Here is a 14237-nt window from a genome sequence, read left to right on the forward strand (position 1 = left end):
CGCCGTACAGACAAGGACACACTGATGGCGAACATCGAAGAAACCCCCACGAGCTACTCCACCGAGTCCCAGGTCGACGAGACCGCCGTTGCGACCGAGCGCCCCGTGCTCTCGGTCTCGGGCGCGGCCGTCGGTCGCCGCAAGCAGGCCATCGCCCGCGTGCGCGTGATCCCCGGCTCGGGCACCATCACCGTCAACGGCCGTGCGTTCGAGGACTACTTCCCGAACAAGCTGCACCAGCAGCTCATCACCGACCCGTTCACGGTTCTCAACCTCACCGGCGCCTACGACGTCATCGTCCGCATCTCGGGCGGTGGCCCCTCGGGTCAGGCCGGCGCGCTGCGCCTCGGCATCGCCCGTGCGCTGAACGAGATCGACGCCGAGAACAACCGCCCGACCCTCAAGAAGGCCGGCTTCCTCTCGCGTGACGCCCGCGTCATCGAGCGCAAGAAGGCCGGTCTCAAGAAGGCCCGCAAGGCGCCGCAGTACTCGAAGCGCTGATCGGCTCCATCTCCGCATGCCGATCTTTGGCACGGACGGGGTGAGGGGGCTGGCCAACGGCCCCCTCACCGCCGATCTCGCACTGTCCCTGGCCCAGGCGACCGCCGTCGTCCTGGGCCAGGGCCGTTCTGCCGAGGCGCGTCGCGCCGCCGGCAAGCGCATCACCGCCGTCGTCGCGCGCGACCCGCGCGTGTCGGGCGAATTCCTCTCCGCCGCAGTCGAGGCGGGACTCGCCTCGTCGGGTGTCGACGTCTACGACGCCGGAGTGCTGCCCACCCCGGCGGCGGCGTTCCTGATCGCCGACATGGATGCCGACTTCGGCGTCATGGTCTCGGCATCCCACAATCCCGCCCCCGACAACGGCATCAAGATCTTCGCCCGCGGCGGCGTGAAGCTGCCCGACATCGTCGAAGCCCGCATCGAGCAGGCCATGGCCGGCGACAAGCTGCTGCCGACCGGAGCCGACGTGGGCCGGATCCGCCGCTTCTCCGACGCCGAGGACCGCTACGCGCTGCACCTGCTCGGCTCGCTGCCGCACCGGCTCGAGGGCCTGCACGTCGTGCTCGACTGCGCCCACGGCGCCGCGTCGGGAGTCTCGCCGCAGACGTTCACCGACGCCGGCGCACGAGTCACGGTGATCGGCGCCGACCCCGACGGCCTCAACATCAACGACGGTGTCGGATCTACGCACCTCGACGTGCTCGCCCAGGCGGTCGTCGAGCACCGTGCCGACGTGGGCATCGCGCACGACGGCGACGCCGACCGCTGCCTCGCGGTCGACGCCAACGGAAACGTCGTCGACGGCGACCAGATCATGGCGATCCTCGCGGTCTCGATGAAGAACCGCGGGCACCTCAAGGACGACACGCTCGTCGCCACCGTGATGAGCAACCTGGGCCTGCACCGCGCGATGTCGGCGCACGGCATCCACGTCGAGACCACGGCGGTCGGCGACCGCTACGTGCTCGAGCGCATGAACGAGGGCGGCTTCTCGCTCGGTGGCGAGCAGTCCGGCCACGTCATCATGAGCGAGTACGCCACCACCGGCGACGGGCTGCTCACCGGGCTCCACCTCGTCGCCGAGATGGCGCGCACCGGCAAGACGCTCGAGGAGCTCGCCTCGATCATGACCGTGTACCCGCAGGTGCTCGTGAACGTGAAGGGCGTGGACCGTTCGCGTGCCGCCACCGACGAGGGTGTGCAGGATGCCGTCGCCCGCGCATCCGCCCAGCTCGGGCTGTCGGGGCGCGTGCTGCTGCGTCCGTCGGGCACCGAGCAGCTGGTGCGCGTGATGGTGGAGGCCGCGTCGGAGGATGAGGCCCGTCGTCACGCCGACACCCTCGCCGACGTCGTGCGCGAGCGCCTCGCTCTGTAGTCCCGGCATCCGTCCCGAGAGGCGGGTCGTCGCCCCACACGCGGCCGACCCGCCTCTCGGGCTGCCGCCCCACGGGGTCTTGGTCGGGCGCGTTTCGTCTCGGTCGCCGGCGCTCCCTCGCTCGACGACCGGACGTCTTCCGAGGCGCCGCGCCGGGGGCCTTGTCTTCATTTGATATATGAGACTTCCAGTCTCTAGGCTGTCGAGAGTGCCCGGGTCGGGGAGAGCCGGGCGCACCGATCCGTCGCGGCCCCATGCCGTGCTGTGGTCTAGTCGGTGCCGGGTTCTGGGGACCCGGCGCCGCGACCGTTGAGGCGGCGGCCCCCACGGGACCATTCCGCGGCGGATAATCGAGGGATGGGGGACCCTGAAGCTCGTTCGCGTCGGCCGGCAGGCCAGACCCGAGCGCGCATGCTCGAGGTGGCTGTGGAGCGCGTGCGCGCGGAAGGACTCCAGCTCGACTACGCCAACATCGAGCTGGAAGACCTCATACGGGCCGCGGGGGTGCCGCGCTCGACGGTGTTCCGCATCTGGCCCGACCGTGTGGCGTTCGTCGCGGACCTCGTGCGCGCGCTGTTCGAAGCCGATCCCGGGTTCGACACCGGATTCGACGACAGCACGCGGGACGTCCTCCAGCAGGCGATGGCCCGAGAGGCCCCCGCCACGGATGCGACACCCGATGGGCCGCCCGCGGCGCTGCGGGAGGCGCTGCGGGTGACCGTCGCGCACAACATGGCCGCCGTCGAGCACTCGGTCGCCTGGCGGACGTACCGCACCATGTCGGCGGCGCTGGCCAGCGGCGATGCGGTTCCCGGCGGCGAGGACATCCGCGCCCTGCTGTCGGAGATCGTGGACCGCTATCTCGGGCGCATGGCCGAGATCTACCGCGGGCTCAACGAGGCCTTCGGGCTGCGCATGCGAGAGGGCGTGGACGAACGCGATCTGGCGGTCGCGGTGATGGCGATGATCGACGGGATGGGCGACCACCGCCGCATCCAGCCGACGCTGGTGGACGGGCCCCGCGCCGTCGCGCTCGGCGACGAGGGCCCGCGCGACTGGCATCTGGCGGGCATCGCGGTGTACGGCATCTACACCGCCTTCACCGAGCCCGCTGACGAGTAGGCCCCTCCCGCGCGTGCGCGACGATCGCCGACGTCACCGGCTGTCGGCGCGTCGGCCCTAGGCTGGGCGCATGCCCACTGGTCCGACGCGGCGCGCACGCGTGAGCGATGTCGCCGCCGCGGCGGGCGTCTCGGCGACGACGGTCTCGCACGCGCTGAGTGGCGCGCGGGCGGTGAACGCCGAGACGCGCGACCGGATCCTCGCCGTCGCACGTGAGCTCGGATACGTCCCGGACCGCGTGGCCAGCGGCCTGCGCCGCCGCCGTACCGGGATCGTCGGCCTGATCGGCGACGACGTCGCGGCGACTCCGTTCGCCGGCCGCATCATCGAAGGTGCGCGTCGGGCCGGGCTCGAGCGCGACGTGCTGCTGATGGTCGCCGAGAGCGGCGGCGATGCCGCGGCGGAGAGCGACCTCGTCGCGCGGTTCCTGGCGCAGCGGGTCGACGGCCTGTTGATCGCCCGCATGTACCACCAGCGGGTAGCTCGGCCTGACATGCCGGACGACGTGCCCGTCGTGCTTGTAGACGCGGCGCCTCAGCCGGGCTGGGAGGTCGACGCCGTCGTGCCCGACGAGGCGCAGATCGCCGCCCTCGCGTGCGAGCGCCTCACGCGTGACGGGCACCGCGACATCGCGTACGTCGGCACCACCGACGAGTCCCGCGCGGCTCGCGGCCGTCTCATCGGTGTGCGATCTGCGCTGGGTGACGCGGGCATCGCCCTGGGCGGCGGTCGCCTCGATTTCTGTGCCTCCGAAGCGGCGGGCGGCCGCGAAGCGGGCGGGCGACTCCTCGATCAGCCTGTCCCGCCCACGGCGGTGATCTGCTTCAACGACCAGATCGCGATGGGCGTGATGCAGGCCGCCAGTCGTCGTGGCATCTCGGTCCCGGCGGGTCTTTCCGTCGTGGGGATCGACGACCTGCGCCCCGTCGCCGACGCCCTCGATCCCGGGCTCACGACGGTCGCGCTGCCCCACGAAGCGATGGGTAGGTGGGGGATGACTCGCCTGCTCGACAGGATCGACGGCAACGCGCCCTCCCACGGCGACGGAGTCCATCTGCTCCACGGTTGGCTCGTGGAACGCCAGTCCGTCGCCGCACCAGCCGCTCGCTGACCCAGCCCTGTTCGCGCTGCTACTCCCGTTCGACCGGCGCAACCCGCAGCGGAGTGAGGCTCGCAGCCGAGATGGAGACCTCTTCTCTCACCGCCTCGAGCTCCAGACCGCGCTCACCCGTCGTTCCGAACGTCGCCATCGTGAGCGCGGCACGCCCGCCCCCCGCGAAGACCTCGATCGAGGCGGCGTCCACCACGATGTCCAGCTGCATGCGGCCATCCGCCGGCTCCACCGCCGCTGTGCGGACCTCGCGATACGTCTCGGGCATCGCGCCGGCCACGGCGTCACTGTCCCGCGTGACGAACACCGACCGCGACTCGAAGTCGTAGCCCACTGTCGCGAAACTGCCATCGCCCGTCAGCACCTTCACCCTGAGCTCGCCGGCCGGGCTCGCAGCATCCAATCGCAGCCGATACGCACCCGATGCCGGCACTGTGACGTCGACGGTGCCGCCGTCGGGCAGCTGCGCATCCTCGAGGTCTTGCGGGACGCCTGAGACCGAGTCCAGCCCGGGCGCCGGCGTCGAGCGCAGCGTGGCCCGCCCACCCGCGGCATCGAGCGTGATCGAGCGCACGAGCGAGTCCGATCCGCCATACCAGTCCTCGGTGGGGAACCGGTCCGCGTAGGCCCAGTTGTTCATCCACCCGATGCTGTACCGCGACGCGAGGCGATCGCGCTCATCGAGGCGCGGGTCGTCCCATGTGACCGCTGCGTAGAAGTCCGGGCCGTGATCCATCCATTGGTGGCCGGTGCCGTCGGCGGTGAAGCGCTCGCCGTCCCACTCGCCCACCCAGTAGGCGGTTCCCGTCGTCTTGCCCTCCGCGGCGCCGTTCGCGCCTGCGACGAGCACCCAGCGAACGTCATCGGGGTCGCCGTCGACCGCCATCGGGAACAGGTCGGGGCATTCGAGCACGCCGAGCTCGGTCGTGACGAAATCGGACGCGTACGTCCAGTCGCGCAGGTTCGGCGACGTGTAGAAACCGATGCGGTCGTGCTCGGCGAGGGCCATCGCCCAGCGCCCGGCCGCGTCGTCCCAGAACACGCGTGGATCACGCCAGTCGGCGACGCCGGGATTGTCCATCACCGGATTTCCCTCGAACGACTCGAAGCGGTAGCCGCCGTCGCGCGAGACGAACAGCGACTGGCGCTGCACGCCGTCGACCTGCTGCGTCACGAGCGCGATCACGGCACCCTCGCCGAATCCGGCGGTGTTCTTCTCGTCGACGACCGCGGTGCCGGTCCAGATGTCGCCGAGACCGTTCGCGTACTTGTCGATCGCGACGCCTTCGTCGGTCCAGTGCACGAGGTCGGTTGAGGTCGCGTGGTACCACGCGGTGCCGTTCCCGTCGGGATAGTCGGCGTTGTAGAGGTAGTAGTAGTGCCACACGCCGTCGAGGAGGAACGGCTTCTGCGGGTCATTCATCCAGTTCTCGCCGGGCGTGAGGTGGATCCCGGGCCGGTGCACCGACCAGTCGGCGGGCCGCGCTGACGTGTCCGGGGATGTGGCCGTCGGAGTCGGCCGCACGTCGGGGCTGCCGTCCCAGGGTCGCAGCACGGCGATCGCGGTTCCGAGCCCGAGCGCCACCACGGCGATGGCAGCCGCCGCCCAGAGCAGGCTGCGCCGCCAGGGGAACGTTGTCGGGGCGTCGTGAGCGTGCATCGCGGATTCCTTCCGTCTGGTGCGGGGAGTGTCGGCGGCGGTGCTGTCGGCAGCCGGCGCCCGTGCGTCGAGCCAAGGCATCCGCGCTCATACCGGGGACGATGCCCGCGGTATCGGCGAGAATCCCCTGCCTCGGCGATGGGGTGAAAGCGCGCCGCGGGGTGGGGATGGACGGAACGGATGCCTCGGCACGGGGCCGTGCCGAGGCATCCGCTCGACTGTCAGGTCAGGTCGCGTCAGCGCAGCGGCGTGACCTTGCCGCCCGGGTTGACGTTGATGTTCGACGGGATGTCGGCGTAGCCGCCGAGTCCGCCGTTGCCGTACGAGTAGTCGACCGCCGACGATGCGCCGTCGATGTCGATCTTGACCGTCGGCGCAAGCGTGCCGCCGCGGCGGAAGTCGCCCTCCGTGCCGATCGTGTCGATGAACGACTGGACCAGTCCGCCGGGCATCACGTAGTGCGAGTACGCCTGGAAGTGCCCGATCGGCTGGTTGAAGTCCGGCGCGAACGGCTGTCCGCCCGCGAAGTTGAGGTTCGTCGGGTTGCCGAGTGCCAGGCCCGAACCGGAGTTCATCGGCTGGTAGTCGCTGCGGATGCCGTCGCCGACGAAGCCGTAGACGCCTTCGGGGCCGTCGATGCCGTTCGCGAAGGTGCCGCGGTGGCTGATGGTGAAGAGGTAGTACTTGCCGTCCTTCATGTAGATCTGCGGGCGCTCGGTCTGGTCGGTGACGCAGTTCGCCGACAGGATGGGCGGCAGGAACTCCCACTCGGTGAGCTCCTTGTTCTTCGCCTTCGCGAGACCGACGTTGCCGATCTGGTACGTGGCGCCCGAGGCGTTCACCTGCTCGACCGTCTCGGCGAAGGGGTCGCCCTCGCGGTAGCCGAGGTCCTCTTCGTCGCACGTCGCCGTCTCGCGGGGCATGGCGGAGTTGCCCTCGAAGACCATGTACGTCTCACCGGGGTGAGCCGGGTCCTCGAACGTGAACGGGTCGCGGAAGTTGAAGAACTCGTTCTGGGCACCGGTCTGGTAGTAGGTGCCGTCGGCCTGCAGCAGGTCGGTGACCTTGTCGAAGCCGGTCAGCTTCACGCCGTTCTTGTTGGCGTGCACCTTGCCGACGCTCAGTGCGATCCGCGGGTCGTAGGGCTTGCGGTTGCTGCCATCCTCGTTGCGATAGAACGCGACATCGGTGAAGAACAGCTTGATCTCGCCGCCCTTCGAGATGCGCGCCGAACCCGACCACTGGGTCTGGTGACTGTACGACTGGTCGGGGAAGATCTGCCCGGTCACGCCTTCGCCGAAGACCAGGCCGCCGTACGTCCAGCCACCGTTCTCCGGACGCTCGTCGGCAGGGACGCCGGCGGGCCGATAGAAGTAGCCGATCTTCGCGAACACGTGGCGCTCGTCGAACACGAGACTGCGGTCGGCGACGAGCGAGAAGATGATCTCCTGGCCGTTGACGCTGTACTGATTGGCGTCCTCATCGGTCAGCGGCCACGAGTCCCACACCCACACCTGCTCGTTGCTCATGTCGGGGAAGTCCTGCGGAACCGCGGGCATGGTGAGCTCGGCGGGCATCGAGTTCTGCTTCGAGCCCGCGGTCGGATCCGAAAGCCGCTTGAGCTGCCGGGCGTCGGCGCGGGTCCACTTCGCGGTGAAGTCGTCCTCGGGGGCGTAGGCCTGCTGCGTGTGCTCGGTCGGCTGAGGACCGTCCTGCAGGTCGGGGACCGTCGTCGCAACGGGTGCCGCAGTGGCTGCCGCCGGCAGTCCGACGAGCACGGCTGCTGCGACCGCGGCGGCCGTGAGGCCACCGGCCAGGGCGCGCCTGACCTTCTTCGGGGGAGTGTGCATTTCTGGTTCGCTCCTTGGATTCTCAGCAATGCAAATCGATTTGCATCGCGTACACATAGTCGCATGTGCGACGCGATCGCGCACATGTGGATCCAGCTGCATGAAGTTCGCGCAACCCGGCACTTGACGTCGCATTGCCAATCGGTCCATAATCAAACCCGCCCGATAAATCGATTTAGCACAAGGGAGTGTCTCTAATGGCGAGGGCCCGGATCTCAGACGTTGCGGCGGCAGCCGGCGTTTCGGTGACCACGGTCTCGCTCGTCATGAACGACGTGGAGTCCCGCATCTCGGACGAGACCCGCCAGCGCGTGCGCGAGGCGGCGCGTGCGGTCGGGTACGCCCCGAACTCCGTCGCCCGGGGGCTCCGCACGCAGCGGACGCGCACGGTCGGACTCATCTCCGACCAGATCGCGACTACCCCCTTCGCAGGGCGCATGCTCGCCGGCGCACAGGACGCCGCCCGAGACAACGGCTACCTCGTCTATCTGATCGACACCGGCGGCGACGCTGAGATCGAGCGCGAGGCGATCGACGCGCTGACCGCGCAGCAGGTCGACGCGATGATCTACGCGTGCATGTGGCACCGCATCGTCGACGTGCCCCAGGGCGTCTCCGCGAAGACCGTGCTGCTCGACTGCCGACCGGTGAAGGGCGGCTACCGCAGCGTCGTCCCCGACGACCGCGCCGGAGGAACAGCCGCGGTGCGCGAGCTCGTCGCCGCGGGTCACCGGCGGATCGCCTATATCGACACCGATGACGGTCCCATCGCCTCGCGACTGCGCCACGAGGGCTATCTCGAGGCGCTCGCAGAGGCCGGCATCCCGGCCGACCCGGCGCTTCACATCACCGGCGACACCTCGGCCCACGGTGGTCGCGCGGCGGCAGAGGTCCTGCTCGATCTCCCCGACGACGAGCGCCCTACCGGCATCTTCTGCTTCAACGACCGCATGGCGGCCGGCGTCTACATCGCCGCACACCGCCGCGGCCTCGACATCCCGCGCGATCTGTCGGTCGTCGGCTACGACGACCAGCAGTTGATCGCCGCGGAACAGGATCCCCCACTCACCACCGTCGCCCTGCCCCATTACGCCATGGGCCGCTGGGCGATGGAGGTCGCGCTCGGCGTCCGCGCGGAAGGGGATGAGGACGCCACGCACCTGATGGAGTGTCCCGTCATCCGACGAGACTCCGTAGGCCCGCCGCCGGCGCAAGTCGCCAAACCGAACCGGCGACGGGCTTCACACACCGAGCGGCCGCCACTGGCGGCCCCCGATCGGTGACCCACGCGGGCGTGAGTCACCAAGAAAAGGAAACCACAACAATGCGCACAAGGACCCCGATCCTCGTGTCCGCGGGCCTGGTCACGGCGATCGCCCTGACCGGCTGCGGGCAAGCCGGCCAAGGTGATGCCACCACCGCGGACGGCCGCACCGAGTTGACGATGTGGACCCACTCGGCCGGCAACCCGGCCGAGCTCGAGGTCTACGAGCAGATCATCTCCGACTTCAACGAATCGCAGGACGAGTACCAGGTCGTGCACGAGTCGTTCCCGCAGGGCGCCTACAACGACGCGATCGTGGCGGCCGCGGCATCCGGCGATCTGCCCTGCCTGCTCGACCTCGACGGACCGATCATGCCGAACTGGGCGTGGGCGGGGTACCTGCAGCCGCTCGGCCTCCCCACCGAGATCACCGACTCACTGCTGCCCACCGCCGTCGGCGTGTGGGACGACGAGATCTACTCGGCCGGCTACTGGGATGCCGCGCTCGGCATCTTCGCGCGCAAGTCGGTGCTCGAGGGCAACGGCATCCGCATCCCGACCGTCGAGGAGCCGTGGACCACCGACGAGTTCGACGCGGCGCTCGCCACCCTCAAGGACGCCGGCTACGAGACCCCCATCGACATCGGAGCAGAAGACACCGGCGAATGGTGGCCCTACGCCTACTCGCCGTTCCTGCAGAGCTTCGGCGGCGACCTCATCGACCGCAACACCATGCTCTCGGCCGACGGTGCCCTCAATGGATCCGAGGCGCTGGCCTGGGGTGACTGGTTCGCCGGCCTCTTCGCCGACGGGTATGCGGGAAACAGCGGCACCGTGGGCAACCAGGAGTTCATCGACGATGAGGTGGCACTCAGCTACACCGGCGTGTGGAACGCGGTGGCCGCGCTCGACGCGGTCGGTGACGACCTGCTGATCCTGCCCCCGCCGGACCTCGGCAACGGGCCCAAGATCGGCGGCGGTTCATGGCAGTGGGCGATCTCGTCCGCGTGCGATGACGCCGACGGTGCACGTGCATACCTGGAGTTCAGCTTCCAGGACAAGTACATCACCGAGTTCGCCGACCAGCAGGTCGTGATCCCGGCGACGGATGCTGCCGCTCAGGCGTCGCAGTACTTCGGCGACGACGGTGCCCTGCGCCCGTTCGTCGAGTTCTCTGAGCAGTATGCGGTGCTGCGACCGGAGACGCCCGCGTACGCGGTCATCTCGGCGACGTTCGAGACGGCGGCCAAAGACATCATGAACGGCGCCGACGTCCAGGAGACGCTCAACCGGGCGGTCGCTGAGATCGACGCCAACATCGAGTCGAACGACGGCTACGGCTTCCAGTGATCCACCGTGCCGGCGAGGGCCACGCGGCCCTCGCCGGCGCACTCTCCGCGAGATCTGTCATGACTGTCACTCCTCCGACGGTCGCCGCCGAAGAGCCTCGGCGCGCCTACCGTCGCTTCCGGTCCATCAAGGGTCGCGAGACCTGGGCAGGACTGGGGATGATCGCCCCCGCGGGCATCCTCCTGGTGCTGTTCCTCGTCGTCCCGGTCATCCTCGCGTTCGCGCTGTCGTTCACGAACGCGCGTCTCGTCTCACCGAACCCGCCCCGGTTCGTCGGGTTCGACAACTTCATCCGCGCGTTCACGGCCGACCCCGTGTTCGTGCAGTCGGTGGGCAACACCGCGGTGTTCGCTCTCGTGGTCGTGCCGGTGCAGGCCGCGCTCGGGCTGCTCCTCGCGGTGCTGGTGAATCGGCGCATGCGCGGCGTCACCGCCTTCCGCGTGATCTTCTTCATCCCCGTCGTGACCTCGATCGTCGTGGTGTCGATCCTGTGGAAGTTCATGTACCAGAAGGACGGCCTCATCAACGCGATGTTCGATGCCCTCACCTTCGGGGCGTGGTCGAACGTCGACTGGCTGAACGACCCCAACACCGCCCTCGGAGCCATCATCGTGCTCTCGATCTGGCAGGCTGTCGGATTCCACATGATCATCTGGCTCGCGGGACTTCAGACGATCCCCGAGGAGCTCTACGAGGCCGCCAAGATGGATGGCGCGAGCCCGTGGCGGCAGTTCACGAACGTCACGTGGCCGGGCCTCAGGCCCACCATGGTCTTCGTCCTCGTGACGATCACCATCGCCGCCCTCGGCCTGTTCGTGCAGATCGACGTCATGACCCAGGGTGGGCCCGTGAACTCGACGTCGACCATCGTCTTCCATGCCGTGCGCAAGGGCTACGAGCAGCAGGAGATCGGGTACGCCGCGGCGATCTCGTTGATCTTCTTCGTCGCGGTCCTCGCCATCGCGCTCATCCAGCGCCGGATCACGCGAGAGAAGGATTGACGTGACCGCTACCCAGACTTTGACGACGGCTCCCGCGGGATCGTCGCGCCGCTCCACCCGCCCTGCGCCCGCGCGCAGCGAGAAGTCTCAGCGCGTCAGGGGCAAGGTGTTCCTGTACGTCGCCCTGTCGCTGTTCGGGATCATCTTCCTGTTCCCGCTGGTCTTCATGTTCGTGTCGAGCCTCAAGCCCGACAGTCAGATCCTGCAGGACATCGACTCACCCGCCGCCTTCCTGCCGGTCGGCGACATCAGCCTCGACAACTACTTCGGGGTGTTCGATCGCGTGCCCGTCGCGCAGTTCCTGTTCAACTCCGTACTCGTGACGGTGCTGACGGTGGGACTCGGACTCATCGTTAACTCGATGGCAGGCTTCGCGCTCTCCCGGCTGGCGTGGAAGGGGCGGATCGTCGTCCTCGCGCTGATCATCGCGACGCTGATCGTGCCGTTCGAAACGATCGCGGTGCCGATGGTCTACTGGGTTGCGCAACTGCCGACCCTCGTCATCGAGGGCGGCGTGCTCAAGTACGATTTCGGCTGGCTCAACACCTACGAGGTGCAGATCGTGCCGTTCATCGCGAACGCGTTCTCGATCTTCCTGTTCACGCAGTACTTCTCCACGATCCCGAAGTCGCTGGACGAGGCGGCGCGCATCGACGGCGCCAGCTGGTTCACCATCTACCGGCGCATCCTCGTGCCCCTGTCGGGCCCGGCCTTCGCGACAGTGGCGATCCTCACGTTCCTCCCCGCCTGGAACCAGTACCTCTGGCCCCTCATGGTGGTGCAGAAAGAGGAGCTGCGGCCGGTCATGGTCGGCATGCAGTACTTCTTCCAGCTCAACACCGCGTGGGGCGAGGTGATGGCCTACACCTCCCTCATCACGATCCCGGTGCTCATCGTCTTCCTGGTGTTCCAGCGCGCGTTCGTCAGCAGCATCGCCGCGAGCGGGGTGAAGGGATGAGCGAACGGATGCTGCGCCTCTTGGTCGTCGGCGAGGCCCTGGTCGACATCGTCCAGCGCGCGGACGGCAGCGTCGAGGAGGCGCCCGGCGGCAGCCCCGCGAACACGGCGCTGGCGCTCGGAAGGCTGGGACGACGCCCGACGCTGCTCACCCGCCTCGGCGACGACGATCGCGGCCGCCGCGTGAGGGCCTGGCTCGAGGGGTCCGATGTCCAGGTGGTGGCCGTCGCGTCGCCGCGCACGTCGACGGCCGCCGCCCGCCTGGACGCGAGCGGTGCCGCCACCTACGAGTTCGATCTCGAGTGGGATCTCGGGGCGAACGCCGACCGCCTCGAGGAAATCGCGAGCACCGCCGACCTCGTGCACGTCGGCTCTGTGGCCGCGGTGCTCGAACCCGGTGCCGGCCAGGTCGCGGCACTCGTGCGATCGGTGCGAGGGCGGGCGATCGTGACGTACGACCCCAACATCAGGCCGTCGCTCGTCGACGATCCCGACTGCGTCCGGGAGCGTGTCGCCGGACTGGTGCAGCTCGCCGACGTCGTGAAGGCGAGCGACGAAGACCTCCGGTGGCTGCACCCCGGACGCGACCTCGTCGAGGTCGCGCGTGAGTGGGTCGCTCGCGGCCCGCGGCTCGTCGTGGTCACGCTCGGGTCGGACGGTGCGATCGGCGTGACCGCCGACGGCGAGATCGCCGCGCCCGCCGTGGTGACCGACGTGGTCGACACCGTCGGCGCCGGCGACACGTTCATGGGTGTGCTCATCGACAGCATCGTCGGCAGCGACGACCTGCGAGCGTCGCTCCAGACGGCGGGTGGCAGCATCCGTTCGTCGGTCGTCGAATCCCTGCTTCGGCGATCAGCCGACGCGGCGGCGATCACCGTGTCGCGACCGGGCGCCGACCCGCCCCGCCGGGCCGAACTCGCCGCGCCGGCGACGCCGGCGGCAGCGCGGTAAGCCGCGGCAGCTCGCACTCGCACTCCCCGCCCGCCGGGCGGAGGGGCACACCATCGCGCGATCCACCGCGCACGACTCTCGAAGGAACTCTCGTGTTCGACCTCCCCGACTCCTGGGTATGGGACTACTGGTTCGCCGACGACGGCGAGCGCTACCACCTCTTCTTCCTCTACGCCTCGCGCGCGCTCCACGACCCCGAAGCGCGCCACTATCGCGCTTCGATCGGGCACGCGGTCTCTGTAGACCTCGTCGAGTGGACGCAGGTCGCCGATGCGCTGGTGCGCAGCGATGCGCCCGCCTTCGACGAGCTCGCCACGTGGACGGGATCGGTGGTGAGGCACCCCGACGGAACGTGGTTCATGTTCTACACGGGGGCGACCCTCGCACCGAACGGGAAGAACGTGCAGCGAATCGGCTTCGCGACCTCGCCGGACCTGTTCACCTGGACGAAGGCCGGTGCACCGGTACTCGAGGCGACGGCGCCCTGGTATGAGACGCTCTCGAGCGGCGCGTGGCATGACGAGGCCTTCCGCGACCCGTGGGTGTTCGCCGACCCGGACGGGGACGGCTGGCACATGCTCATCACCGCCCGGGCAGCCGAGGGCCCCGTCGACGGGCGGGGCGTCATCGGGCACGCCTGGTCGGCCGACCTGCGGACGTGGGAGCTGCGCGAGCCGCTCAGCGCGCCCAGCGTCGACGGATTCGGGCAGCTCGAGGTGCTGCAGGCGGAGGTCGTCGACGGGCGGCCGGTAGTGCTCTTCTCCTGCCTCAAGGAGCAGAGCACCGCGTCCCGTCGCGCCGCGGCCGGCGGCACGTGGGCAGTGCCGGCGGAGAGCCTGCTCGGGTCCTTCGACATCGACGCTGCCTACCCGCTGACAGACGAGCGGCTCTACGTCGGGCGCCTGCTGCAGCGCCGGTCCGACGGTGAGTGGCTGCTGTTCGCCTTCCGCAACATCGGCGATGACGGGCGGTTCGTCGGCGGTGTCACGGACCCGATGCCGGTGCAGTGGGACGGCGGCCGGCTCGTCCGCCGAGAAGCGGTGGGCGCCTCCGTCTGATCCGTCGGGGCCGGGGCTTCGCGGACGAGCCTCG

Annotated in this window: 12 protein-coding genes; 10 read left to right on the plus strand and 2 right to left on the minus strand. The window is 69.3% G+C overall.

Translation table 11 applies throughout. The features are described from left to right. The first annotated feature begins 24 nt into the window (after positions 1-24). From rpsI to R8Z57_RS14185, 4 genes are all read left to right on the plus strand, one after another. Positions 25-501: a 30S ribosomal protein S9 gene (rpsI, locus tag R8Z57_RS14170; protein WP_318354419.1), complete on the plus strand. Its 477-nt coding sequence runs from the start codon at positions 25-27 to the stop codon at positions 499-501. Positions 502-517: 16 nt separating this feature from the next. Beyond that, positions 518-1876, plus strand: coding sequence for a phosphoglucosamine mutase (gene glmM, locus R8Z57_RS14175; protein WP_318354420.1), 1359 nt, complete (start codon positions 518-520; stop codon positions 1874-1876). Positions 1877-2233: 357 nt separating this feature from the next. Beyond that, positions 2234-2998: a hypothetical protein gene (locus tag R8Z57_RS14180; protein ID WP_318354421.1), complete on the plus strand. Its 765-nt coding sequence runs from the start codon at positions 2234-2236 to the stop codon at positions 2996-2998. Positions 2999-3068: 70 nt separating this feature from the next. Beyond that, entirely contained in the window at positions 3069-4109 is a 1041-nt protein-coding gene (locus R8Z57_RS14185) for a LacI family DNA-binding transcriptional regulator (protein ID WP_318354422.1), read from the plus strand. A gap of 19 nt (positions 4110-4128) precedes the next feature. Here R8Z57_RS14185 and R8Z57_RS14190 read toward each other — a convergent pair whose 3' ends face one another. Both R8Z57_RS14190 and R8Z57_RS14195 read right to left on the minus strand, forming a co-directional pair. After that, the gene (locus R8Z57_RS14190; protein ID WP_318354423.1) at positions 4129-5769 is read right to left on the minus strand and encodes a glycoside hydrolase family 32 protein; all 1641 of its coding nucleotides are present in this window, start codon (positions 5767-5769) and stop codon (positions 4129-4131) included. Between the two features lie 236 nt (positions 5770-6005). Beyond that, complete coding sequence (locus R8Z57_RS14195) at positions 6006-7619, minus strand: glycoside hydrolase family 68 protein (protein ID WP_318354424.1); 1614 nt, start codon at positions 7617-7619, stop codon at positions 6006-6008. Between the two features lie 197 nt (positions 7620-7816). Between R8Z57_RS14195 and R8Z57_RS14200 the strand changes: the two genes are divergently transcribed. The 6 genes from R8Z57_RS14200 (at position 7817) to R8Z57_RS14225 (ending at position 14203) form a co-directional block, all read left to right on the plus strand. Further along, positions 7817-8902, plus strand: a complete 1086-nt coding sequence (locus R8Z57_RS14200) for a LacI family DNA-binding transcriptional regulator (RefSeq protein ID WP_318354425.1) — start codon at positions 7817-7819, stop codon at positions 8900-8902. 41 nt (positions 8903-8943) lie between these two features. Then, positions 8944-10233 carry an extracellular solute-binding protein gene (locus R8Z57_RS14205; protein WP_318354426.1) on the plus strand — a complete coding sequence of 430 codons (1290 nt, stop codon included), beginning with the start codon at positions 8944-8946 and terminating at the stop codon, positions 10231-10233. Positions 10234-10292: 59 nt separating this feature from the next. Next, entirely contained in the window at positions 10293-11234 is a 942-nt protein-coding gene (locus tag R8Z57_RS14210; RefSeq protein ID WP_318354427.1) for a sugar ABC transporter permease, read from the plus strand. A gap of 1 nt (position 11235) precedes the next feature. After that, positions 11236-12192, plus strand: a complete 957-nt coding sequence (locus R8Z57_RS14215; RefSeq protein WP_318354428.1) for a carbohydrate ABC transporter permease — start codon at positions 11236-11238, stop codon at positions 12190-12192. Between the two features lie 8 nt (positions 12193-12200). Next, positions 12201-13145, plus strand: coding sequence for a carbohydrate kinase (locus tag R8Z57_RS14220; RefSeq protein ID WP_318354429.1), 945 nt, complete (start codon positions 12201-12203; stop codon positions 13143-13145). Positions 13146-13237: 92 nt separating this feature from the next. Beyond that, complete coding sequence (locus R8Z57_RS14225) at positions 13238-14203, plus strand: glycosyl hydrolase family 32 (protein ID WP_318354430.1); 966 nt, start codon at positions 13238-13240, stop codon at positions 14201-14203. Positions 14204-14237 lie beyond the last annotated feature (34 nt).

The organism is Microbacterium sp. M3 (assembly GCF_033548675.1).
In the GTDB taxonomy this organism is placed as follows: Bacteria; Actinomycetota; Actinomycetes; order Actinomycetales; family Microbacteriaceae; genus Microbacterium; species Microbacterium arthrosphaerae.

Bases quoted from the DNA above. Each gene is read 5' to 3' on its own strand.
- rpsI (WP_318354419.1), top strand. From the start codon at position 25: ATGGCGAACATCGAAGAAACCCCCACGAGCTACTCCACCGAGTCCCAG.
- glmM (WP_318354420.1), top strand. From the start codon at position 518: ATGCCGATCTTTGGCACGGACGGGGTGAGGGGGCTGGCCAACGGCCCC.
- R8Z57_RS14180 (WP_318354421.1), top strand. From the start codon at position 2,234: ATGGGGGACCCTGAAGCTCGTTCGCGTCGGCCGGCAGGCCAGACCCGA.
- R8Z57_RS14185 (WP_318354422.1), top strand. From the start codon at position 3,069: ATGCCCACTGGTCCGACGCGGCGCGCACGCGTGAGCGATGTCGCCGCC.
- R8Z57_RS14190 (WP_318354423.1), bottom strand. From the start codon at position 5,769: ATGCACGCTCACGACGCCCCGACAACGTTCCCCTGGCGGCGCAGCCTG.
- R8Z57_RS14195 (WP_318354424.1), bottom strand. From the start codon at position 7,619: ATGCACACTCCCCCGAAGAAGGTCAGGCGCGCCCTGGCCGGTGGCCTC.
- R8Z57_RS14200 (WP_318354425.1), top strand. From the start codon at position 7,817: ATGGCGAGGGCCCGGATCTCAGACGTTGCGGCGGCAGCCGGCGTTTCG.
- R8Z57_RS14205 (WP_318354426.1), top strand. From the start codon at position 8,944: ATGCGCACAAGGACCCCGATCCTCGTGTCCGCGGGCCTGGTCACGGCG.
- R8Z57_RS14210 (WP_318354427.1), top strand. From the start codon at position 10,293: ATGACTGTCACTCCTCCGACGGTCGCCGCCGAAGAGCCTCGGCGCGCC.
- R8Z57_RS14220 (WP_318354429.1), top strand. From the start codon at position 12,201: ATGCTGCGCCTCTTGGTCGTCGGCGAGGCCCTGGTCGACATCGTCCAG.